Source organism: Leucobacter triazinivorans, from assembly GCF_004208635.1.
In the GTDB taxonomy this organism is placed as follows: domain Bacteria; phylum Actinomycetota; class Actinomycetes; order Actinomycetales; family Microbacteriaceae; genus Leucobacter; species Leucobacter triazinivorans.
Genome location: NZ_CP035806.1, coordinates 1,827,776 through 1,850,205, shown reverse-complemented (window position 1 = coordinate 1,850,205; position 22,430 = coordinate 1,827,776). Strand labels below are relative to the sequence as shown.

Annotated in this window: 21 protein-coding genes; 15 read left to right on the top strand and 6 right to left on the bottom strand. The window is 70.5% G+C overall.

What is annotated here, in order from left to right:
* Positions 1 to 138: 138 nt before the first annotated feature.
* Genes EVS81_RS08445 through EVS81_RS08435 form a run of 3 tightly spaced genes read left to right on the top strand, consistent with a single transcriptional unit; the run spans position 139 to position 2,837 of the window.
* Positions 139 to 1,032 carry an ABC transporter substrate-binding protein gene (locus tag EVS81_RS08445; protein WP_130109993.1) on the top strand — a complete coding sequence of 298 codons (894 nt, stop codon included), beginning with the start codon at positions 139 to 141 and terminating at the stop codon, positions 1,030 to 1,032.
* An 18-nt stretch (positions 1,033 to 1,050) separates the two neighbouring features.
* Positions 1,051 to 2,061 (top strand): amino acid ABC transporter permease, encoded by a 1,011-nt coding sequence (locus EVS81_RS08440; protein WP_130109992.1) that lies wholly within the window; start codon positions 1,051 to 1,053, stop codon positions 2,059 to 2,061.
* Positions 2,058 to 2,837, top strand: a complete 780-nt coding sequence (locus EVS81_RS08435; protein WP_130109991.1) for an amino acid ABC transporter ATP-binding protein — start codon at positions 2,058 to 2,060, stop codon at positions 2,835 to 2,837. The genes EVS81_RS08440 and EVS81_RS08435 overlap by 4 nt, the downstream gene beginning before the upstream one ends.
* A gap of 240 nt (positions 2,838 to 3,077) precedes the next feature.
* Here the strand turns inward: EVS81_RS08435 and tagD are convergent, their stop codons facing one another.
* Complete coding sequence (tagD, locus tag EVS81_RS08430; protein ID WP_130109990.1) at positions 3,078 to 3,476, bottom strand: glycerol-3-phosphate cytidylyltransferase; 399 nt, start codon at positions 3,474 to 3,476, stop codon at positions 3,078 to 3,080.
* A gap of 83 nt (positions 3,477 to 3,559) precedes the next feature.
* Between tagD and EVS81_RS15785 the strand changes: the two genes are divergently transcribed.
* A complete protein-coding gene (locus EVS81_RS15785; protein ID WP_165384218.1) occupies positions 3,560 to 3,727 on the top strand; it encodes a hypothetical protein in 168 nt (55 codons plus the stop codon).
* Positions 3,728 to 3,923: 196 nt separating this feature from the next.
* Here EVS81_RS15785 and EVS81_RS08425 read toward each other — a convergent pair whose 3' ends face one another.
* Both EVS81_RS08425 and EVS81_RS08420 read right to left on the bottom strand, forming a co-directional pair.
* Positions 3,924 to 5,123 carry an MFS transporter gene (locus tag EVS81_RS08425; protein WP_165384217.1) on the bottom strand — a complete coding sequence of 400 codons (1,200 nt, stop codon included), beginning with the start codon at positions 5,121 to 5,123 and terminating at the stop codon, positions 3,924 to 3,926.
* Positions 5,110 to 5,793: a FadR/GntR family transcriptional regulator gene (locus EVS81_RS08420; RefSeq protein ID WP_130109988.1), complete on the bottom strand. Its 684-nt coding sequence runs from the start codon at positions 5,791 to 5,793 to the stop codon at positions 5,110 to 5,112. The genes EVS81_RS08425 and EVS81_RS08420 overlap by 14 nt, the downstream gene beginning before the upstream one ends.
* A gap of 116 nt (positions 5,794 to 5,909) precedes the next feature.
* Here EVS81_RS08420 and EVS81_RS08415 point away from each other — a divergent pair, with 116 nt between their 5' ends.
* The 8 genes from EVS81_RS08415 to EVS81_RS08380 all read left to right on the top strand — a co-directional run bounded on the left by EVS81_RS08415 (position 5,910) and on the right by EVS81_RS08380 (position 14,235).
* Complete coding sequence (locus EVS81_RS08415) at positions 5,910 to 6,980, top strand: amidohydrolase family protein (protein WP_130109987.1); 1,071 nt, start codon at positions 5,910 to 5,912, stop codon at positions 6,978 to 6,980.
* An 87-nt stretch (positions 6,981 to 7,067) separates the two neighbouring features.
* Positions 7,068 to 8,726, top strand: coding sequence for an ABC transporter substrate-binding protein (locus EVS81_RS08410; RefSeq protein ID WP_130109986.1), 1,659 nt, complete (start codon positions 7,068 to 7,070; stop codon positions 8,724 to 8,726).
* A 6-nt stretch (positions 8,727 to 8,732) separates the two neighbouring features.
* Positions 8,733 to 9,683, top strand: coding sequence for an ABC transporter permease (locus EVS81_RS08405; RefSeq protein ID WP_130109985.1), 951 nt, complete (start codon positions 8,733 to 8,735; stop codon positions 9,681 to 9,683).
* The gene (locus EVS81_RS08400) at positions 9,680 to 10,564 is read left to right on the top strand and encodes an ABC transporter permease (protein ID WP_130109984.1); all 885 of its coding nucleotides are present in this window, start codon (positions 9,680 to 9,682) and stop codon (positions 10,562 to 10,564) included. Before EVS81_RS08405 ends, EVS81_RS08400 begins: the two co-directional genes overlap by 4 nt.
* A complete protein-coding gene (locus EVS81_RS08395) occupies positions 10,561 to 11,418 on the top strand; it encodes an ABC transporter ATP-binding protein (RefSeq protein ID WP_240739786.1) in 858 nt (285 codons plus the stop codon). The genes EVS81_RS08400 and EVS81_RS08395 overlap by 4 nt, the downstream gene beginning before the upstream one ends.
* Positions 11,415 to 12,263 (top strand): ATP-binding cassette domain-containing protein, encoded by an 849-nt coding sequence (locus EVS81_RS08390; RefSeq protein WP_130109983.1) that lies wholly within the window; start codon positions 11,415 to 11,417, stop codon positions 12,261 to 12,263. The genes EVS81_RS08395 and EVS81_RS08390 overlap by 4 nt, the downstream gene beginning before the upstream one ends.
* Entirely contained in the window at positions 12,260 to 13,786 is a 1,527-nt protein-coding gene (locus tag EVS81_RS08385; RefSeq protein WP_130109982.1) for a chlorohydrolase family protein, read from the top strand. Before EVS81_RS08390 ends, EVS81_RS08385 begins: the two co-directional genes overlap by 4 nt.
* A gap of 50 nt (positions 13,787 to 13,836) precedes the next feature.
* Positions 13,837 to 14,235, top strand: a complete 399-nt coding sequence (locus EVS81_RS08380; RefSeq protein ID WP_130109981.1) for an acyl-CoA thioesterase — start codon at positions 13,837 to 13,839, stop codon at positions 14,233 to 14,235.
* Between the two features lie 41 nt (positions 14,236 to 14,276).
* Here EVS81_RS08380 and EVS81_RS08375 read toward each other — a convergent pair whose 3' ends face one another.
* From EVS81_RS08375 to EVS81_RS08365, 3 genes are read right to left on the bottom strand one after another with little or no spacing between them, the layout of a single operon-like run.
* A complete protein-coding gene (locus EVS81_RS08375) occupies positions 14,277 to 14,729 on the bottom strand; it encodes a GNAT family N-acetyltransferase (RefSeq protein WP_130109980.1) in 453 nt (150 codons plus the stop codon).
* A complete protein-coding gene (locus tag EVS81_RS08370) occupies positions 14,726 to 15,016 on the bottom strand; it encodes a cupin domain-containing protein (protein WP_130109979.1) in 291 nt (96 codons plus the stop codon). Before EVS81_RS08370 ends, EVS81_RS08375 begins: the two co-directional genes overlap by 4 nt.
* 50 nt (positions 15,017 to 15,066) lie before the next feature.
* Positions 15,067 to 16,290, bottom strand: coding sequence for a PucR family transcriptional regulator (locus tag EVS81_RS08365; RefSeq protein WP_240739785.1), 1,224 nt, complete (start codon positions 16,288 to 16,290; stop codon positions 15,067 to 15,069).
* 174 nt (positions 16,291 to 16,464) lie between these two features.
* Here EVS81_RS08365 and EVS81_RS08360 point away from each other — a divergent pair, with 174 nt between their 5' ends.
* From EVS81_RS08360 to EVS81_RS08350, 3 genes are all read left to right on the top strand, one after another.
* Positions 16,465 to 18,504 carry a hydantoinase/oxoprolinase family protein gene (locus EVS81_RS08360; protein WP_130109977.1) on the top strand — a complete coding sequence of 680 codons (2,040 nt, stop codon included), beginning with the start codon at positions 16,465 to 16,467 and terminating at the stop codon, positions 18,502 to 18,504.
* Positions 18,504 to 20,492: a hydantoinase B/oxoprolinase family protein gene (locus EVS81_RS08355; protein ID WP_130109976.1), complete on the top strand. Its 1,989-nt coding sequence runs from the start codon at positions 18,504 to 18,506 to the stop codon at positions 20,490 to 20,492. Before EVS81_RS08360 ends, EVS81_RS08355 begins: the two co-directional genes overlap by 1 nt.
* Before the next feature lie 415 nt (positions 20,493 to 20,907).
* Positions 20,908 to 22,299, top strand: a complete 1,392-nt coding sequence (locus EVS81_RS08350) for a purine-cytosine permease family protein (protein WP_130109975.1) — start codon at positions 20,908 to 20,910, stop codon at positions 22,297 to 22,299.
* Positions 22,300 to 22,430 lie beyond the last annotated feature (131 nt).

Here is a 22,430-nt window from a genome sequence, read left to right as displayed (position 1 = left end):
GCCGGCACCGCCAGACACACCTGACACGCCTGACCGATCGGAGTCGATGATGCGGGGGAACCGGGGAGGGGCCCGCATCATCGGCGCGATCGTCGCACCGAATGCAGCACGCCCAGAACCACCGAAGGAACAGAATCGATGAAGATCCGCCATATCCTCCCCGCCCTGACCGCTGTCGCCGCTCTCGCCCTCGTGGGCTGCACCAACACCGATGGCGTGGAGCGCACCACCGCAGACGCGGCGGTGCTCGACGGGATCGAGCCCGACCCGGCAGCCGTGGAGCTGCTGCCCGAAGAGGTGCGGGAATCGGGCGTGCTGCGCGTCGGCATCAACCCCAACTACCCCCCGAACGAGTACAAGAACGCCGAGGGCGAGCCGGTCGGCTGGGGTGTGGACCTCGGTGACGCGGTCGCGGCCAAGTTGGGGCTCGAGGCGCAGTGGGAGGACATGAGCTTCGACAGCATCATCCCCCGCATCCAGGAGGGCGCGCTCGACATGAGTTCGTCATCGTTCACCGATACGGTCGAACGCCAGAAGTCGGTCGACTTCATCAACTACCTCAACGCCGGCTCGCAGTGGGCCGCGGCCGTGGGACAGGACGTCGATCCCGAGCACGCCTGCGGCCTGACGGTCGCGGTGAAAGCCACCACCGTGCAGGAGCAGGACGAGCTGCCCGCCCGCAGCGCGAAGTGCGTGGCCGACGGCGAGGAGCCCATCGACATCCTCGTGCTCGACCAGCAGCCGGAAGTGACCCAGGCGGTGGTGGACGGCCGTGCGGTCGCGTTCTCGGCCGACTCGCCGATCTCGGGCGACGCGGCGCTGCAGCTGCCCGACAAGATCGAGCTCGTCGGCGAGATGTTCGACGCCGCGCCGTACGGGCTCGTGACGCCCAAGGACAGCGAGATGACGCGGGCCGTGCAGGCGGCCGTGCAGTCGCTCATGGACGACGGCACATATCTCGAGATCCTCACGAGCGCGGGCGTCGAGGCGGGCGCACTGACCACGGCCACGATCAACGCGGGTGAGAACTAGGAGCATAGGAGCATCCCCATGACCAGTCATTCCGCCGGAGGCGACTCGCCCCCCGGCCCGCAGAGCATTCAGGCGATCAGGCTGCGGCACCCGTGGCGCACGGTGTTCGCCACGGTGCTCATCATCATCGTCGCGCTCTTCCTCTACGACATGGCCTTCAATCGGCCGGTGTACAACTGGAGCGAGGTCGGCAAGTACCTGTTCGACACCCGGATCGTCACGGGCGCGTGGTACACCCTGCAGCTCACCGTCTACTCGATGATCATCGCCATCGTGCTCGGCGTCTCCATCGCCGTGATGCGGCAGTCGCCGAATCCCGTGGTCGCCGCGGTGGCCTGGGTCTACCTCTGGCTCTTCCGCGGTACGCCGGTCTACGTCCAGCTGGTGTTCTGGGGGCTGGTGCCCACCATCTACAAGAGCATCGATCTCGGCATCCCGTTCACCGAGGCGATCGTCAGTCTGAACACGAAGGATCTGCTGAGTTACTTCACGCTCGCGATCATCGGGCTCGCGCTCAACGAGGCGGCGTACATGGCCGAGATCGTGCGCGCGGGCCTGCTCTCGGTCGACAAGGGGCAGAACGAGGCGTCGATCGCGCTGGGTCTCGGCTGGTGGCACACCATGAGCCGGGTGATCCTGCCGCAGGCGATGCGGGTGATCATCCCGCCGACCGGCAACGAGGTGATCTCGATGCTGAAGACCACCTCGCTGGTCACGGCGGTGCCGTTCACGCTGGATCTCTACGGGCGGCAGCGGGACATCGCGGCCGTCACGTATCAGCCGGTTCCGATGCTCATCGTCGCGTCGCTCTGGTACCTCACGGTGACCTCGATCCTCATGGTGGGCCAGTACTACCTCGAGAAGCACTTCGCGAAGGGCGTCGAGCAGCGGCCCGACGTGATGAAGCCCACGGTCGAGACGCAGGCGATCGGGGTGGTCGGCACCGACGACCCGACGACGCCGACCTATCCCAGCGGCGGCGGCGAGACCATCGTGCCGCCGCACAATCGACCCGGAGGTGGCGCATGAGCGTTCACGCGACCGACACGCCCATGGTGAGAGCCGAGGCCGTCTCGAAGGCCTACGGTTCGAACGAGGTGCTGAAGTCCATCTCGCTCGAGGTGCAGCGGGGCGAGGTGCTCTGCCTCGTCGGCCCCTCGGGGTCGGGCAAGTCGACGTTCCTGCGCTGCATCAATCACCTCGAGACCATCAACGCCGGCAGGCTCTGGGTCGACGGCGAGCTCGTGGGCTATCGCCAGAGCGGCGACAAGATCTACGAGATGCACCCGAAGGAGGCCGCGAAGCAGCGGCGCGACATCGGCATGGTGTTCCAGCGGTTCAACCTGTTTCCGCACATGACCGCGCTCGAGAACGTGATGCTCGCACCGAACCTGCTGAAGAAGGGCGACAAGGCGTCGCTGCAGTCCCGGGCCATGGAGCTGCTCGCACGCGTGGGGCTTGCAGAGCGCTACGACTACTATCCGGCGCACCTGTCGGGCGGGCAGCAGCAGCGCGTGGCGATCGCGCGGGCGCTGGCCATGGAGCCGAAGCTTATGCTGTTCGACGAGCCCACTTCGGCGCTCGACCCCGAGCTCGTGGGGGAGGTGCTCGAGGTGATGCAGGGCCTCGCCGAGAGCGGCATGACCATGATCGTGGTGACGCACGAGATGGGCTTCGCCCGCGAGGTCGCCGACGAGCTCGTGTTCATGGACGGCGGCGTGGTGGTGGAGGCCGGCGATCCCGCCGAGGTGCTCAGCAACCCGCAGCGCGAGCGCACCAAGGCGTTCCTCTCGAAGGTGCTGTAGTCTCCCTGAGCTCGGGACCGGGCATCCGGCGCCAGCGCGACATTGCGTCCTCGAGATGTGCAGAATCGCACTTCTCTCCGCCGCACAAGCGCCAGCGCCGGATGCCCGGCCCCGAGTTCGCTGTTGGCTGCCGGCCGCCGGTGGAGCGAACGCAGCGAGCGTTCTCCGCCGATTGAGCGAGCGGAGCGAGTCGAGATCCGGGAACGTCGGTTTCGACGCAGTCGTGGGAATCGGCGACGGCTAGGCGTTGACGCCGAGATCCTTCTTGATCTTGGTGGTCGAGACGCCCTCGGTGCGGTCGAGGTAGACGACCTCGCAGTAGTCGCGCAGCACCTCGAAGCGGGGGTCGCCCTCCCAGTCGCCGCCCATCACCACGGCGTCGATCTCGTAGCGCTGCACGTCGCGGATCTTCTGGTCCCACGCCTCCTCCGGGATCACGAGGTCGACGTAGCGCACGGCCTCGAGCATGTTCTTGCGCGTCTCGAAGTCGTGGTAGGTCTTCTTGCCCTTGCCCGCGTTGAACTCCTCGGTGGAGGCCGCCACGACGAGGTAGTCTCCGAGCGCGCGCGCGCGGCGCAGCAGGCGGATGTGCCCCCAGTGCAGGAGGTCGAAGGTGCCGTAGGTCAGGATCCGCTTCATCCCTCTATCGTAAGCTGGCCGGCGCGCGTACGCTGGGAGCATGGGCTTCGCGCCCGCGTGGCCCGCGGAGGCAGGGAGGCACGATGCAGACCGATGGGGATCGCAGGCGTCCGGATCACGAATCGGATCCCGCGCACAACGACGAGCTCGGCCACGAGTGGGTGGACGAGGGGGGCGCATCGCACCTCGGCCCGGCGACCCACCTCGAATCGGGGCGGCCGCACGGCGACGAAGAGGACACGGACGAGTAGCGGCGCTCGCTGCGCTTCGCGCGTATCGCGCGCTCGCGCGCTCGGCGAGACCGAGCCGATTGTTCGAGACCGACGCGTCCAGAGGTGATGATCGGCTCGGTCTCGAACAACGGGCTCGGGTTCGAGCGCGGGTGCCGGGTGCCCAGCCGACGAGGCGCACGACCCGGCGACCGCGGTGACGACCCGGCACACCGGGCTACGAGCGGCCGGCGGGATCCTCGCCGAGTGATGCGCGCGAGCCGATGACGCCGAACGCCAGCTCCCCGGCCGCCGCGACGGCGAGCAGCAGAACGGCCGCGGACCACTCGACACCCGCCTGCACCAGCACGCCGAGCAGGAGCGGGCCGAGCGCGGCCGCCGCGTATCCGATGCCCTGGCTCGTCGCTGAGAAGGCGGCCGTCTGGGCGGCGCTCGGCGCGGTGAACACGATGAGCGCGATCGCGAGACCGAACGCCGCACTCTGCGCGACGCCGAGCACGGCGACCATGAGTGGCGCGAGGGCCAGGGGGCCGAGGGCGAGCCCCGCGATCCCGAGCATCGAGAGCACGCCCACGCCCACGATCAGCTTCGTGCGCAGCGACCGCCGCCCGGCGAGCGTGGGAGCGAGCAGCGAGGCCGGGAGTCCGGCCACGCTCATCCAGGCGAGGAGCAGACCCGCCTGCGGGGCCGGCATGCCGCGATCGACCGCGATCGTCGGGAGCCAGGCCGTGAGCGAGAAGTAGATGAGCGCCTGGCAGCCGAAGAACCCGGTGACCGCCCAGATGCCCCGGGTGCGGAAGACGGAGCCGTGCGCGATCTTCTTGGCGGCGCCGCGCGCCGCGGGCCCGGCGCCGACGCGGGGGCCGAAGGCGAGCGCGAGCCCGACCGCGATGAGCAAGGGGATGCCCCAGCTCATGAGCGCCGGCGCCACCCGGTCGTCGAAGACGTGCAGCAGCGGGACCGCGAGCGCCGCGCCGGCCGCTGCGCTCACTCCGAACGATGTGGTGTAGACCCCGGTCCAGAACCCGCCCCTGGCGGCCAGTGCGTGCCGGATCACCTGCGGCGCCAGGATGCCGAGGATCGCGATCGCCGCGCCGATCGCGACGGTGCCCGAGAACAGGAGCGAGGGCGAGAGCGGCCGCAGCAGCGTGGCCGCCGCGAGCGCCGCGAGCAGCACCGAGATGGACCGGGTGAGGCCGAGCCGGGAGACGAGCAGCGGGGCGAGGGGCGACGCGAGCCCGAAGAGCAGCACCGGGATGGCGCTCAGCACCGCGAGCCCGGAGGCGGAGAGGCCATAGGTGGCCGCGATCTCGCCGAGCAGCGGTGAGACGGAGGTGATCGGGTAGCGGACGCTGAGGCCGACGGCGAGGATCAGTACTCCGGCGGCGATGCCGTGGCGGCGTTCAGGGGTGCTCATCGAGCAACCGCTCCTGCTGCTCGAGCACACCGAGCGCAGCGGACTGGGCCGCCTCGGGGTCTCTCGCATCGATCGCTCGGAAGAGCGCGTCGTGCAGGTCGGCGCGATCGGGGTCTGCGCCCCGGGCGAGGCAGGAGGCGTCGGCGACCGACTCCCGGATGGAGCCGTCGAAGCTCGCGTAGATGTCGGTCAGCAGGCGGTTGCCCGAGGCGGCGGCGATGCCCAGGTGGTATGCGAGGTCGGCCTCCGCGAATGCCGCCGTGTCGCCCGCGGCGACGGCTGCGCTGCGCTGCCGGAGCTGTTCGGCGAGATAGGCGAGGTCGGTCTCGCTGCGGAACTCCGCCGCCTCCCGTGCGGCGAGCGCGTCGAGCGCCCGCCGCACGCGGATGACCTCGCGGCTGTCGGCGGAGCGCAGGGCCCGGCGCAGCGCGACCTGGGTCGCGTCGGTCGCCACCACATAGGTGCCGTCGCCCTGGCGGGTCTCGAGGAGCCCCAGTTGCACGAGCGATCGCACGGCCTCTCGCACGGAGGGGCGGCTGACGCCGAGCGTGGTGGTGAGCTCGGCCTCCGAGGGGATCCGATCTCCGATCGCCCAGCTCCCCTGGGCGATTTCGCGCTTCAGCTCGTCGACGACCGTGTCGACGAGAGATCGTCGTTGAATCTGGCGCACGTGACCATCCTTGCAGTATCGGGTAGCTTGTATGGTTATCATATGTCTGACGAGTCGCCGGCCGCTACCCCGGTCGCGGCGGCAGCGATCGACACGAGACGAGAAAGGTCCAACCAATGACGGCGACCCCCGAGCGACAGCTGCTCCGTACCCCCGGTCTGGTCGATGCCCACATCCATCCCGACAAGACGTCGTGGGGTGCGCCCTGGATGTCGCGTCGCCCGGCCGCGACGCTGCGGGAGCTCATCGAGAACGACCGCGCGACCCAGTTCGGCTTCGACGCGTCGGTCGAGCAGCGATCCCACGCGCTGCTCTCGCACGCGCTCGAGAACGGCACCCTGGCGATGCGCGCCCACGTGGACGTGTCGAGCGAACTCGGCACCGCGAACGTCGAGGGCGTGCGCGCCGCTGCGGAGCGGCTCGCGCCGCACCTCACCGTGCAGATCGTGGCCTTCCCCCAGTTCGGCCTGCTCACGAACCCCGGCACCCTCGATGTCATGGCCGCCGCGCTCGACGCCGGCGCGGATCTCGTGGGCGGAATCGACCCGGGCGGGCTCGAGGGCGATCTGCACGGGCACCTCGATGCGATCTTCGGGCTCGCGGATCGCGCCGGCCGCGACCTCGACATCCATCTGCACGACGGCGGGGAGGACGGACTCGCGCAGATCCGCGAGATCGCCGCCCGCACCATCGCGGGCGGTCGGCAGGGGCGCGTCACCATCGGCCACGCCTTCGCCCTCTGCGACGCATCGCTGCCCAGCCTGGGCGAGACCCTCGATCGCGTCGCCGAGGCGGGCATCTGGATCGCGACCTGCGCGCTCGGGCCCGATCCGGTGCCAGATCTCGACCGGTTCGAACGGCACGGCGTGCGCCTCGCGCTCGGTTCGGACGGAGTGCGCGACGCCTGGAGCCCGTTCGGCACCGGCAGCATGGTCGACCGCGCGCATCTGCTCGCGTATCGCACCGGAGCGCTCACCGATGCCGAGCTGGAGCGCGCCTGGCGCCTGGCCGGGGTCGCCGGCGGCGAGATGCTCGGAATCTCTGAGATCGCCGACTGGGCCGGCCCGCAGAGCGCGACGCGCCTCGAATTCGCCGCCGAGAGCATCGCCCAGCTCGTCACGGACCGCCCCGCACCGATGCGCGTGATCCGCGGCGGGGCGGAGGTGCGCCCGCCTGCCGCCGGCTGAGGACCCCGACCCCGCCACCATCCGAGACACCACCCCCTGAACCACCCGAACCACCCCGTACCGACCTCCGAAACGAAGGAGTTTCCCGTGTCCAAACGAACCCTCATGATTGTCGGCGCCGCGGCAGCCGCTGCCGCACTCGCCCTCACCGCCTGCTCGGGCGGAGCAGGCGGCGGCGACGCGTCCGGCGGCGACGGCGGAGACGCCGCCTTCGAGCTCGACTTCTCGAGCCTCGCGACGACCACGCCGGCCGGCACGGCTCCCGTCGACACCGTCACGTGGAACCTGCCGTACGAGCCGCTCTCGCTCGACCCGATGTTCACCTACAACTACGCCGAGAACACCGTCATCTCGAATCTCTGCGAGAGCCTGATGCGCCTCACGCCCGAACTCGAGATCGAGAACGGCCTGGCCGAATCGGTCGAGAACCCCGATGAGCGCACCGTCGTCTACACGCTGCGCTCGGACGCGACGTTCTGGGACGGGAGCCCGGTCAGCGCCGACGACGTCGTCTACTCCCTCGGCCGCCAGGTCGGTGCGGACAGCGCGTCGTACTACGCTGACTACTTCTCGAGCGTGGAGTCGGTCGAGAAGACCGGCGACCGCGAGGTGACCGTGCGCCTCACGGAGCCCGACGCCCTCTTCGAGCAGGCGATGTCGAGCGCGGCGGGCGCCATCGTGCAGCAGGCGGCCGCCGAGGCCGCGGGCGAGCGGTTCGGCACGCCGCAGGGCGGGCTCATGTGCTCGGGCCCGTTCTCGCTCGCCGGCTGGGACCCGGGCAAGAACCTGCGCCTCGAGAAGAACGCCGACTACTGGGACGCGGAGCTCGTGCCGCTGGTCGAGAACCTCGACTTCACCTTCATCGCCGATGAGTCGACCGCCATCAACTCGCTGCGCTCGGGCGATTCCGACGGGCAGTTCTTCTACCTGCCGCCAGCCGGGCTGACCCAGATCGAGGGCAGCGACGCCGAGATCGTCTTCGGCGAGTCGTTCACGATGTGGACGATGCGCGCGACCAGCACCGAGGGGCCGTTCTCGAAGCCCGAGGTGCGCGCTGCCCTGCTCGCCGCGATCGACCGTCAGGCGATCGGCGACGTCGTGTTCCAGGGTGCGGCCGCACCGGCACCCGTGCTCACCGGGCCCGCCTACTTCGGCACCGGTCCGCAGGCGGCGCTCTTCCAGGAGGCCTTCGACGGCTTCAGCACGGAACCGGACATCGAGAAGGCTCAGGAGATGCTCGCCGAGGCCGGCGACGTCTCGGGCAAGATCGTGCTCGGCGTGCAGGGCTCCTCGGCCGTGCACGAGCAGACCGCCAATCTCATCCAGGCGGCGGGCGAGGCGATCGGCCTCGACATCGAGACCCAGGTGATCCCGGTCGAGCAGTTCGGCAACCTCTACTTCGACGAGACCGCGCGAGAGGGGCTCGACGGCTTCTTCACGACCTACTACGGCGACTTCGCCGATCCGCTCTCCGTCTACGTCGCGCTGGCGCCCGAAGGCACCGGCAACTTCACCGGCTACGACGCGGCGGGCGACGACATCGCGGAGGCGCGTCGCACCCTCGACCCCGAGGCCCGCGCCGAGCACACTATCGCCGCGCAGGAGAAGATCACCCGCGACCTGCCCTGGGTGCCGTTCAACTTCATGCCCGTCATCATGGTGCAGAACTCCGACATCTCGGGCGCCGTCCCGTCGTCCGCCTACCTGAGCTACCCCTGGGCCGCGACCATCGGAGGGGTGGAGTAGGGTCAGATGTCCATTCCCTCGTTCCTCCTGCGGCGCACCGGCGGGCTGCTGCTCGTGCTGGTCGTCACCTCCTTCATCGTCTTCGGGCTGATGTATCTCGCCCCCGGGAGCCCGCTCAGCTTCGTGCTGGGCCCCCGGGGCGGGACCCCGGAGCAGATCGCCCGTGTCACCGAGCAGTACCACCTCGACGACCCGCTGTTCGTGCGCTACTTCGCGTGGCTCGGCGACGTCTTCCGGGGCGACCTCGGCGATTCGATCGTCTACCGGCAGCCCGTGCTCGATCTGCTCTCCGGCCGCATCGGCACCACGGCGGCGCTCATCGCCTACGCGACGATCCTCATCGCGATCGTCGGCGTCGGTCTCGGACTGCTCGCCTCGCTGCGGGGCGGCTGGGTCGATCAGCTCGTGACCACGGTCGCGACGCTGGGGCTCGCGACCCCGACGTTCGTCATCGGCGTGGCGCTCATCAGCCTCTTCGCGGTGGGGACCGGGTGGTTCCCCACCAACGGCAGTGGTGGGGGAGGGCTCGACACGATCTGGCACCTCACCCTCCCGGCCGTCGCGCTCGCGGTCGCGAGCGCGGCCTATCTCGCGAGGATCACCCGGGCCTCGGTGCTCGAGGAGGAGGGGCGGGAGCACGTGCAGACCGCGGTCGCCCGCGGCCTGCGCGCCCCGCTCGTGATCCGCCGGCACGTGCTGCGCAACGCGCTCATCCCGATCACCACCGTGATGGGGCTCACGATCGCCACGCTCATCGCGGGAGCCGTGGTGGTCGAGACGGTCTTCGCGCTCGACGGCCTCGGGTCGCTGCTCGTGCGCGCGATCCTGCAGCGCGACTTCGCCGTGGTGCAGGCCGTGGTGCTCGTGCTCGTCGTGACCTTCGTGATCATCAACGCCATCGTCGATTTCCTTTACACGCTCATCGATCCGCGCATCAAGCTGGGGAGCACACAATGACCGCGCCGAGCACCACAGCAATCGCGCTCACCGCGGCGCGCAATCAGAACCCGGGCTTCGCCACCCTCCTCGCGCGCCGTCTCGGCGCGTGGGGCCTCGTGGCGAGCGGAGTGCTCGCCGTCATCGTGGTGGTCGCGGTGCTGGCGCCGTGGCTCGCCCCCTACGACCCGAACCACCCGGATCTGCTCTCGGCGCTGGCGGGTCCGAGCGCCGAGCACTGGCTCGGCGCCGACGCCCTCGGCCGGGACCTGCTGTCCCGGCTCATGTGGGGCGCCCGGATCACCCTGCTCGGCCCGACGCTCGTGATCCTCATCGCGACCGTCGTCGGCACGCTGCTCGCGCTGCTCGCGGCCTGGAACGGCGGCATCGTCGACACCGTGATCTCGTGGGTGCTCGACGTGCTGTTCGCGGTGCCCGGCATCGTGTTCGGCCTCATCGCCGTCGCGATCTTCGGGCCGGATCTCATGACGGTGGTCGTCGGCCTCTCGATCGGCTACATCCCCTACGTGGCCCGCGTGGTGCGCGGCGCCGCGCTGCGCGAGCGCAACATGCCCTACGTGCAGGCCGCCTGGCTGCAGGGGCAGTCGGGATTCGGGATCAGCCTCCGGCAGATCCTGCCGAACGTGCAGCCCATCGTCACCGCGCAGGCCGTATCGTCGCTCGGCTTCGCCGTCGTCGACCTCGCGGCCGTCTCTTTCCTGGGACTCGGCGTGCAGCCGCCGACCGCCGATCTCGGCCTCATGGTGAAGAGCGGCTTCGATTCCGTGCTGCGCGGGCAGCCGGCCGAGGCGGTCAGCGCGGGCCTCGCGATCGTGCTGATCGTCTGGAGCATCACGGTGATCGGCGATCGCCTCACCTCGAACGCAAGGAGCATCCGATGAGCGAACCACTGCTCGAGATCGAGGATCTGCACGCCAGCCTCGTCACCAAGTACCGGCGTCTCGATCTGCTGAACGGGGTGAGCCTCACCCTCGGCCGGGGCGAGGCGCTCGGCCTCGTCGGCGAGTCGGGTTCGGGCAAGTCGCTCACCACCCGTGCGGTGATGCGCATGCTGGCGAAGGGCTTCCGGGTGCGCGGCGACATCCGCTTCGCCGGGGAGTCGGTGCTCGGCATGAACCGCGAGCGCCTGCGCCGGTTCCGCGCCACCGACGTCGGCATGATCTTCCAGGACCCGCGGGCGCACGTGAATCCCGTGCACACGGTCGGCGACTTCCTCACCGAGGCGCTCGTGCGCGATCGCGGGGTGAAGCTCGACGAGGCCGAGCGCCGCGCCGTGCAACTGCTCGACGAGGTCGGCGTGCGCAACGCCGAGGGCCGTCTGCGGCAGTACCCGCACGAGCTGTCGGGCGGCCTGCTGCAGCGGGTGATGATCGCGAGCGTGCTGCTGGCCGAGCCGAAGCTCATCCTCGCAGACGAGCCGACCACCGCGCTCGACGTCACCGCCCAGTCCGACGTCATGGCGATCCTCGACGAGCAGCGCCGGGCGCGGGGGCTCTCGCTGCTCTTCATCACCCACGACCTCGAGCTCGCGAACGCCTGCTGCGACCGACTCGCGGTCATGTACGCGGGTGAGATCGTGGAGCAGGGAGCGCACGTCTACGACGCGCCGACCCACCCGTACACCGTCGAGCTGCTGGGGGCGCGGCCGAGCATCGACGAGCGCCTGGAACGCCTGCCGGTGCTCGAGTACACCCAGGAACTGCACGAAGAGCTGAAGGCGAGGGCCGCGGGATGAACGCACGGATCACGGGCGGCGAGCCGCTCATCAGCGCGACCGAGCTGCGCAAGGTCTTCCCGGCGCCGCGCGGCACGAAGGGCGAGGATGTCGTCGCGGTCGACGGGGTCTCCTTCGAACTGCTCCCCGACGAGTGCCTCGCGATCGTGGGGGAATCGGGATCTGGCAAGACCACGGTGGCCCGCATGATCGTCGGCCTGGAGCGCCTGACCTCGGGCGCGGTGACCGTCGCGGGCGAGGATCGCTCGGCGCCTCCGACCCACCTGCGGGATCGTCGGCGCCGGGCGCGCGAGGTGCAGTACGTGTTCCAGGATCCGTACTCGTCGCTCAACGGCCGGCAGCGGGTCGGGGAGGTGATCCTCTCCAACCTGCGGCTGCACGCCGAGGGCCGAGTCGGATCGGCGCGCGAGCTGCGCCGACAGGCGCAGGAGATCCTCGACGCCGTGGGCCTCCCCGAGCGCTTCTTCGATCGCTTCCCCCGCGAGCTCTCGGGCGGGCAGCGCCAGCGCGTGGCGATCGCCCGCGCGCTCGCCGCAGACCCCGGCGTCATCGTGCTCGACGAGGCGGTCGCCGCGCTCGACGTGTCCATCCAGGCGCAGATCCTCAACCTGCTCGCCGACATCAAGGCGGAGCGGCGCGTGAGCTACCTGTTCATCTCGCACGATCTCGCGGTGGTCAACCAGATCTCGGATCGCATGATCGTGATGGAGAACGGCCGGGTCGTCGACGCGGGCGTCACCTCGGAGCTGCTCGCGCAACCGACCCACCCCTACACGCGCACGCTGCGGGCGGCGGTGCCCGGGCCGGGCTGGAGGCCGGTGCGGCGAGAGAAGCTCGCATCGTGAGCGCCGGGCACGGGGCGACGGGGGCGACGGCTCTCCGCGCGGCCTTCGTCATCGCGTGCGACGAGGATCGCCCGGGCGGGCCGGGTTTCGTGGAGCTGCGCGACGCGACGGTGCTCGTGCGCGGCGAGCGCATCGAGGCGGTGGCCTCGGGGGCTGCCGCGCGCCGGCTCGAGGTCGGGGCCGACGAGACCATCGACCTGGGCGAGAGCCTGCTCCTGCCCGGCCTCATCGATCTCGAGGGGCTCGTCGACATCGACCACCTGCTGCTCGACTCGTGGTGGGGGCCGGCGCACGAGGCGCGCCTGGAGTGGTCGGAGGCGTACGCCCGCGCCCCGCGCGAGGTGCTGACGCCGGCCGAGCGCAGCGCGCTGCGGCGGTACGGGCTCGTGCAGCTGATCCTGCACGGCATAACGACCGCGATGCCGATCTCCACCGAGATCCACGGCGCGTGGGCCGAGACCCACGACGACCTGCTCGACACGGCCCGCACCGCGAGCGGGCTCGGGATCCGCACCTTCCTCGGCCCGTCCTACCGCTCGGGGGTGCACGTGACGCGTCCCGACGGCTCGCACGGGATCCACTGGGATGAGGCGCGGGGCGAGGCGGCGTTCGCCGATGCCGTGCGCTTTCTCGACACGGTCGCGGCGCTCGACGATCCGCTCGTCACCGGCGTGCTCGTGCCGTGCCGGGTGGAGACCGTGAGCGACGCGATCCTCGCCGCGACCGGGCGCGTCTCGGCCGAGCGCGACGTGCTCGTGCGCGCGCACGCGACGCAGGGGCTCGAGTCGGAGATCGGCGTTCTGGAGCGGGAGCGCGGCACGACGCCGCTCGGCCTGCTCGAGCGCAGCGGCCTGCTGAACGAGCGGCTGATCCTGGCGCACGGCGTCTACCTCGACGTGCACCCCGACGTGCACGGCGAGGATCGCGGCGATCTCGCGCGGCTCGCCGCGGCCGGCGTCAGCATCGCGCACTGCCCGCTCACCAACGCGCGCTACGCCTTCTGGCTCGAACGGCTCTCGCAGTACCTCGACGCCGGCGTGAACGTGGCGCTCGGCACCGACTCGTTCCCGCCCGACCTCGTCCGCGCGATCGACACGGGGGTGCAGCTCTCGAAGGCGCAGCACGGTGATCTCGGCCGCGGTCTGCTCGCCGAGTACGTGGAGGCGGCGACGCTGGGCGGCGCGCGTGCGCTGCGGCGCCCGGATCTCGGCCGCATCGCGCCCGGGGCCGCGGCCGATCTCGTGGCGTTCTCGCTGGCCGATCTGCGCATGGGCGCGATCGACGATCCCCTGCGCACGCTGACGCTCGCCGGCACGGGTCGCGACGCGCGCTTCAGCATGGTGCGGGGGCGTGCGGTGATGCGGGACGGCGAGATCCCCGGCGTCGACGCGCGAGCGCTGCGGGCCGAGGGCCAGCGCATCTTCGAGAAGCTGCGCGCCGCCTATCCCGAGCGCGACGCGCTCGCCGGGCCCACCGGCTCGAGCGAGGAGGAGCTGTTCCCGCCGGTGTTCCCGCGCGCGTGACCGCCCGGGCGGACGCGCCGGGCGGTCGCCCGCCGCGTAGGCTGGCGGGCATGAGCGACTACCGGCATATCGTGCGCAAGTGGGTCAAACCCGAGGATCTCAACCAGCACGGAGCGCTCTTCGGCGGGCGCCTGCTGCAGTGGGTGGACGAGGAGGCCGCGATCGTCGCGGTGACGCAGCTCGGCACGATCGACGTGGTGACGCGGCACATGTCCGAGATCGACTTCGCGGCGCGGGCCGACCGCGGCGACCTGCTCGAGCTCGAGTACCGGGTGGTCGGTTTCGGGCGCACCTCGATCACGCTCGCGTGCCGCGTCGAGAACGCGGTCACCGGGCAGGAGGTGCTCACCCTCGAGAGCATCGTGTTCGTGGCCGTCGACGGGGAGGGACGGCCCGTCGTGCACGGCCGCACGGCGGCCACCGGAGGCACCGAGCGCCTGCGCGGGTGAGCGCGCGTGGCTGAATGCTGCGCTCCGCTCACCCGGCGCGGTCAGTCGGCCGGCCTCAGATCGTAGGTGACCCAGGGGGTCTGCGCGGCGAGGCGGTCGTACAGGCTGCGTGCGGTGGTGTTGTTCTCGGCGGTGATCCAGCGCACCAGCGCGGCGCCCTCGTCGCGCGCGATCTCGGCGAGGCGGTGCAGGATCGCCGACGCCGCCCCCGTGCCGCGCGCCGCCGGGGCGGTGAAGAGGTCGTCGAGGTACAGGCCCTGCCCGCCGTCGATGGGGCGCGCGAAACGACGGAAGTGCCCGAGCCCCACGGGTCGGCCGTCGACCTCGGCGATGAGGCATCGGGTCTCGTGAGCGGGGTCCATGAGCCAGGCCCACACGGTGTCGAAGACCGCGGGGTCGTGCGGCTTCTCGTAGAAGTCGCGGTACCCCCGGTAGAGCGATTCCCACGCGTCGCGATCGCCGTCGGTCGCGAACCGCACCGCGAGGCCGCTCATGCGAGCCGCTCCACCTCGACGAACACGACGGGCGCGTCGGAGGTGCGGTTCTCCACCCGGTGCTCGGAACCCGCGGGCCGGGTGTAGCTCTGCCCGGCGACGAGCTCGGCCACGATCTCGCTGCCGTCGGCGTTGGTCACGTGCATCGTGTCGGTGACGAGCGGCACCACGACGTACTCGTGCTCATGACGGTGCATCGGGATCGCGCCGCCCGGCTGGATGGTCCACCGCGTGACCCTGAAGTGCTCGTTCTCGAGCTGGATGTCTCCGTGCGATCCGGTGCTCATGGTCCTCCTCGACGTCGGGCCCCGCGTGCGCGGGGCGCTCGCCCCTCAGCTTACGGGGCGGCCTGCTCCGCGTGCGCGCGGTCCAGCTCCGCCGCGCGGCCGATGAGCTCCGGGTGCAGCGCGAGCGCCAGATTCGTCAGCGCGAGCGCCGAGGAGATGGGGCGACCGAGCGCCTCCTCGACGCGGCCGAGCCGGTACCGCACCGTGTTGGGGTGCACGAAGAGCGCGTCGGCGGTGCGGGCGATGTTCTGCTCGGCGGCCAGGTAGGTGGTGAGCGTGTCGCGCAGCTGCCGGGAGCCGAGGGGCTCGAGGGTGCGGGCGATGCGCTCTTCGAGCTGGCGGGGGTCCACGTGCGACAGCAGCCACGTCGTGAGGTCGATGCGATCGATGAGCACGGGCGCCGGCGCCTCAGGGGATGCGGAGGCCGAGGCCCACTGGCGTGCGATGCCGAGGCCCGTCTCGGCCTCGCGCACGCAGACCGGCACCTGGGACAGTGCGGAGAACGGTGCCGAGGCGCCCACGAGGAAGTGCTGAGCGACGGCGCCGATCCAGTGCTCGCTCGCCGCCGACGCCGGCACGATCGCCGCGATCGTCGACGGCGAGTCCATGTCGACGCGGCGCAGCATGGTGAGGAACGGCAGGTCGTCCGAGCGGGCGCGGCCGATCAGCTGCGTCAGGTGCGCCTCGCTCGCGGAGGACGCGTCGACGGGAGCGAGCTCGAGCGCGCGCACGGGGGCGTAGGCGGGAAAGCGGAACTGCGCGAGCTGGCTCCAGAAGCGGTGCTCGCGGGCGGGCAGGATGCCGTCGTGGAGCGAGGCGATGAGCTGCTCGTTGTCGCGACGATCCCGCTGCGATGCGCCGTACTGGATCCCGTGGACGGCGCCGAGCAGGCGCTCGGCGGAGTCGAGCAGCAACTCGCCGATCTGGTCGAGGGTCTCCGAGCCGCGGCTGGCGAGGGCGATCACGTGGATGCCGTCGCGCAGCGATACCCGCCGGGTGCGCACGTGCCAGCGGCCGATCGGGATCGAGAGCTCGCGGCGATGGGTGGCGGCGACCTCGTTCCAGATGAGCTGCGCGGGCGCCTCGCCCACGCTCGCGACCGTCGCCCCCTCGAAGTCGTAGATGATCGCGGTGCCCCGGCAGAGCGTGCTGAGGCGCGCGGCCAGCGCGTGCACGGGGTCGGGCGACGACACCGCTGAGAGCAGGGCGTGGGTGATGTCGACGGTGGTGCGCAGGCGCTCCGCCTCCGCGGCGGGATCGGGGGGAGTGGTCACTGCGAGCCCTCGATTCTTGTGCGAACGGGAGGTTTCCCGGCTGGAACCCGCCCGGTTTTTGGAGATTCTACAATGGGATCCACGGAAAGCTTCGTATTCTCTAGTGACCGTGCCGGGGCGGAGGGCGACTCTGGAAGGCATCCGGAACTCAACGACGAACTCCAGGAGGAGCCCATGAGCAGTGTCCGTGTCGCGGTCGATGTCGGAGGGACGTTCACCGACGTCTGCATCTTCGACGACGACACTCAGCAGATGCGCGTGACGAAGGTCCCGTCGACGCCCAGCGATCCGATGGTCGCGGTGATGAACGGCGTGGAGCGGGGCGAGATCGATCTCGGCGAAGTGGCGCTGTTCTCCCACGGCACCACCGTCGCCACCAACGCCCTCATCACGCGCAACTTCCCCGCCGCCGCGCTGGTGACCACCCGGGGCTTCCGCGACGTCCTCGAGATCCGCGACGGCACGAAGGACGACCTCTGGGACGCCTACAACGACGTGTCCGCGCCCTACATCCGCCGCCGCGACCGCTTCGAGGTCTCCGAGCGCGTCGACTACGACGGCAAGACCATCACGCCGCTCGACGAGGCGGAGGCGCGCGACCTCGCCGAACTGCTGCGGCGCCGCGGCGTCAAGACCATCGCGGTCTGCTTCCTCAACTCCTACGCCAACGCCGCGCACGAGACGCGCATGCGCGAGATCCTCGAGGAGGTCATCCCGGACGCGACGGTCTCGACCTCGGCCGAGGTGCTCCCCGAGATCTTCGAGTACCCCCGCTTCAACACGGCGGTCGCCAACGCGGTGCTCGCGCCGCTCGTCTCGGGATACGTGAACCGGCTCGCCGGCCGCCTGCGCGACGGCGGCTACCGAGGCGACCTGCTGCTGCTGCACTCCGGCGGGGGATCGATGACGCCGCGCCTCGTCGAGAAGTTCCCGGTGCGCCTCGCCGCCTCGGGCATCGCGGCGGGCGCCATCTCGGCGAAGCACATCGCGCAGCAGTGCGGATACGAGAACGCCGTGAGCCTCGACATGGGCGGCACCTCGACCGACATCGCGCTCGTGGCCGACGGCGAGCTGCGCGTCTCCCAGGAGTGGCAGGTGGAGTACGGCCACCCGATCATCTTCCCCTCCATCGAGGTGCTCACGATCGGCGCCGGCGGCGGATCGCTGGCCCACATCGACATCGCGGGATCCCTGCGCAACGGCCCCCAGTCGGCGGGAGCCGATCCCGGCCCCGCCTGCTACGGCACGGGCGGCGACCAGCCCACCAACACCGACGCGAACGTGGTGCTCGGGCGCCTCGGCACCTCGCTCGCGGGCGGGGTGAAGCAGCTCGACCGGTCGCTCTCCGAGCGGGCCATCCGTCGGGTCATCGCGGAGCCGCTCGGCATGGGGCTCGAGGAGGCCGCGCAGGCCATCGTCGCCGTCGCGAACGCCAACATGGCCGATGCCGTGCGCCTCGTCTCGATCCGCCGCGGCTACGATCCGCGCGACTTCGCCCTGCTCGCCTTCGGCGGCGCGGGCGCCCTCCACGGCGCCGACGTGGCCCGAGAGCTCGGCATCCCCACGGTGGTCGTGCCGCCGAACCCCGGGGTCACCTCGGCGATGGGGTGCCTGCTCGTCGACATCCAGCACGACTTCGCGCAGATGTACACGGGCCTCGCCTCCGGCGCCGACGAAGAGGGTATCGAGCAGGCGTTCGTGACGCTGGAGACCGAGGCCTCCGCCCGGCTGCGCCACGAGGGGGTCTCTGAGGAGAACGCGATGCTGCAGCGCAAGATCTCGATGCGCTACCAGGGGCAGTGGCGCTCGCTGCAGGTGCCGATGGGATCGGGCCCCGGCGCCCTCGCCCAGGCCGTGCGCACCTTCCACGAGCAGTACGAGCGAGAGTTCGCGTTCCGCCAGGACGACGCGCCCGTCGAGGTGTACCAGCTGCACCTCGGCGCGGTCGGCAAGATCCCGAAGCCCTCCTTCCGCCCCGCCGAGCCCGTGCAGCAGGCTCCGGGCGCTCCGGCGGAGCGCCGCCCGGTCTACTTCGGCGTCTCGGGCTGGCTCGACACCCCGGTCTACGACCGCGACGCGCTCGCCGCGGGCACCGAGTTCAGCGGGCCGGCGATCATCAATCAGCTCGACTCGACGACGGTGGTGCCCCCGTACACCCGCGCCGAGATCGACGAATGGCTCAACATCCGCATCCACCTCGAGGAGATCCACTGATGAGTGACACCACCACGCTGACCCGCGACGCCGCGCCGCGGACCGCGCTCGATCCGGTGACGTTCGAGGTGCTCAAGAACGCCTTCGCCACGAGCGTCGACCTGATGAGCGAGCAGATCCTGCGCACCTGCTACTCCTTCGTCATCTACTCCCGCGACTTCTCCTCGGCGCTCTGCGACGCCTCTGGCAACACCGTGATGCAGGGCTCGGGCGACATCGCCGTGCACGTCGGCACGCTGCACTTCCAGGCGAAGGCCGTGATCGAGCAGTTCGGCGACGACATCAATCCGGGCGACGTCTTCGCCATCAACGACCCGTATCGCGGCGGCACGCACTTCAACGACGTCTCCTTCGTGCGCCCCATCTTCTCGCAGGGCCGCATCATCGCCTTCGCGCAGAACAAGGGCCACTGGGCCGACATCGGCGGCAAGGTGCCCGGCTCGTTCGACGTCTCGGCGTCGGAGCACTTCGGCGAGGGCCTGCGGATCACCCCGGTCCGCGTGTGGTCGAAGGGCGTCTTCCTGCACGACGTCGCGCAGCTGCTCGTCGCCAACACCCGCGCCCCCGAGCAGGCGCTCGGCGACCTGCATGCGCAGTCGGAGGCGACCGCGGTGTGCGAGCGGGAGGTGCTGCGCCTGGTCGACCGCTACGGCACGGAGACCGTCGAGCTCGCGATGCAGGAGACGCAGGACTACGTCGAGCGCACGGTGCGCCGCCGCCTCGCCGAGCTGCCGCAGGGCACCTGGGAGACCGTCGACTACCTCGACCTCGACCCCGGCAAGTCCGAGGGGCTCGTGCCGATCAAGATCCGCATGACCCTCGACGGAGCGGGCATCCACTACAACCTCGAGGGCAGCGCCGACGTGGTCGACACCTTCCTCAACTCGGGGTACGGCACGACGTTCTCGGCCATCTACGCCGGGACGAAGACCTTCTTCCCGGACGTGCCCCTCAACTCGGGCTTCTACGCCGCCGTCACCGCCGACATCGGGCCGGAGGGCACGGTGGTCAACGCCGGCTGGCCCTACGCGGTCACGGGATTCTGCTCGGGGCCGTACGAGAAACTCATGAACGGCATCTTCGAGATCTGGTCGCAGCTCATGCCCGAGCGGGCGATGGCCTGCGCCTTCAACCTCGAGTATCTGCTCGTCGGCGGGCGCGACGCCCGCAGCGAGAGCACGCCGTACTTCATGTGGTACGACTGGATGGCCGGCGGCTGGGGCGGCCGCTCCTCGAAGGACGGCTCGAGCGCCACCGCGCCCGTGTTCGGCGTCGGTCTCGCGGTGCAGGCGTGCGAGGGGCAGGAGCGACTGACGCCGGTGCTCACGACGATGCACAGCATCGGCACCGACTCCGGAGGCCCGGGCCGGTTCCGCGGCGGATGCGGCGTGGAGAAGGGCGGGACCCTCACGGACGCCGACGCCTCGGTGATGAGCTACTGCTGCGATCGGGCGCGATCGATCACCTGGGGGATCGAGGGCGGTCTGCCGTCGATTCCGCACGGCGTCTGGCTCAATCGGGGCACGGAGAACGAGAGGTTTCTCGGATCGATCTTCTCCTCGGTGCCCGTGCAGCCCGGCGACACGTTCTTCCGGCCCTCCGCGGGCGGGGGCGGCTTCGGCGATCCGCTCGAGCGCACCCCCGAGGAGGTGCTCGAGGACGTCATCGACGGCTACGTCTCCCTCGGCCGCGCGGCGGCCGACTACGGGGTCGTGATCACCCCGATCGATCCCGAGCTCGACCGGTACGAGATCGATCGCGAGGCGACGGCGGCCGAACGGGCCCGCATTCGCGAGCATCGTGCGGCCTGGCTCGAGACCGACCCCGCCGAGGTCGCGGCGAAGTACCGCGCCGGCGAGATCGACCTGCTCGACGTGATCCGCCGCCACGGGGTGATCCTCGACTGGGGCACCGGCGAGCTCTTCGAAGAGACGACGCGTCAGCATCGGGAGCAGATGGTGCGCCGCTCGGCGACCCACTGGAGTTGAGCCCGAGGCCGCTCTCGGACGCGGGGGCGGCCGCCGGGGGCGCGGTCGACGGACCGCGCCCCCCTCCCCGGCCGTGATCCGGCCGGGCATCGTCCGGGCGCACGCCCCGGGGCCGTGACCGGACACGGGCCCTCGGCTGTGCATCCCCGTCCGCCGTTCGGCGGAGCGACGCGAGGACCCGCTGTGCGCAGGCGTTATGCAGACGACAGAGAAGTCGTCCGATTTTCCGGCCCATGCACAGTACTCTTCGCCCGCGCCCCTCATCAGAATGAAGTGTCAGTGCGCTGCACCCGGCGCACCGGCCCGGCATCGCCCGGCCCCCGCCGAGGCGACCCCCAGACTGCCGCCCGCTCTGCGCCCCGCTGCGCGGACGTGTCGCCGTGCAGTGCTCGAAATACCAACGGAGGTATGTATCGTGACCCTCAATCTCACCGGGAGCAACGACGACGTCGAAGCGACCGACGCGCTCGCCCGCCAGGGCGACGACGACGATCAGATGAGCCGCGGCTCGCTCGCGATGGCCTGGTACGGCGTCGCCAGCGCGTTCTTCTTCGTCTACATCGGCGCCGCCATGGCCGTGGCATACGGCACCCTCAACGCCATCATCGGCATCGTGCTGACCATCATCTGCTACGGCATCATCAACGCCGTGCTCGCGAAGTACGCCATCAACAACCGCACCACCGTCGCGCAGTTCTCGCGCACCATCCTCGGCACCGCGGGCTCGTCGATCGCGACGATCATCTTCGCGCTCGTCGCGATCTACTACGCGGTGTTCGAGGGATCGATCGTCGCCTACGCCTTCATGGCGGCGTTCGGCGGCGAGATGTGGATGTGGAGCCTGATCGTGGTGATCTACTCCACCCCGCTCATCCTCGGCGGAGCGCGCCGCTTCATGGACAAGCTCAACGGCTGGCTCATGCCGCTCTACTTCTTCGGCCTGATCGCCGCCGTGATCTGGGCCGGGGTGGTCTACGGCTTCGGAGACGCGTGGCTCACCCAGGCGCCGGAGGTGCCGCTGCCCTTCGCGCAGGGCGGGCCCGGCTGGCTGGCCACCTTCGCCGGCTACATGGGCGTCTGGATCCTCATGATGTTCACGATGGACTACGCGGCGCTCGGCAAGCGCAAGGACCTGAAGTTCCATCAGCGCATCACCTTCGGCTGGCTGTTCTACGTGCTCGCCTACGGATTCGCCGCACTCGTCGGCATCTTCCTCACCTTCACCATCCCCGGTATCGAGGCCTCGGAGACCGGCCTCGCCGGCGGCCTCGTCTCGCTCATGGGCGTGTTCGGGCTCGTGGTGATCATCGCCTCGCAGACCCGCATCAACACGGCGAACTACTACCTGGGTGCGGCCAACCTGAAGTCGTTCGGCGAACGAGTGCTGCGGGTGCGCATGCCCAACATCGCGTGGGTGCTCGTCTCATCGCTGATCATCTTCCTCCTGATGCTCCTGCCCATCGTGCAGTACCTGCTCCTGGCGCTCGCCTGGCAGGGCGTGCTCGTCACCGCCTGGGTGGCCATCGCGCTCACCCACGTGCTTCTCGACCGCGGGCGCAACCAGGAGCACGCCGCGATCGAGGACAAGCACTACCGGGCCTTCAACAGCAACGGCCTCGTGGCGTGGGCGGTCGCCACGGTGATCGGCATCGTGATGCTGCAGCTGGGGTCGATCGATCCCGGGCTCGCCGGCGTCGGCGCCACCTGGGGCCCGATCCTCACCGCACTCTCCGCGGGAGCGATCTACGCGATCCTGTGGCGCACGCATCCGACGAGCCGCACGGGACTGATCAAGGTGGTCTCGTAGGGGCCCCGTCAGGCAGCGGGAGCGGGGCGAGTCGCAGGATCCACCGTTGGATCCTGCGACTCCTCCGTCGCGCAGGATGACGGGCTCGCGGGGCGAGCGCTGCGCGTCGACGTGCGTTCGACCGGCGGACC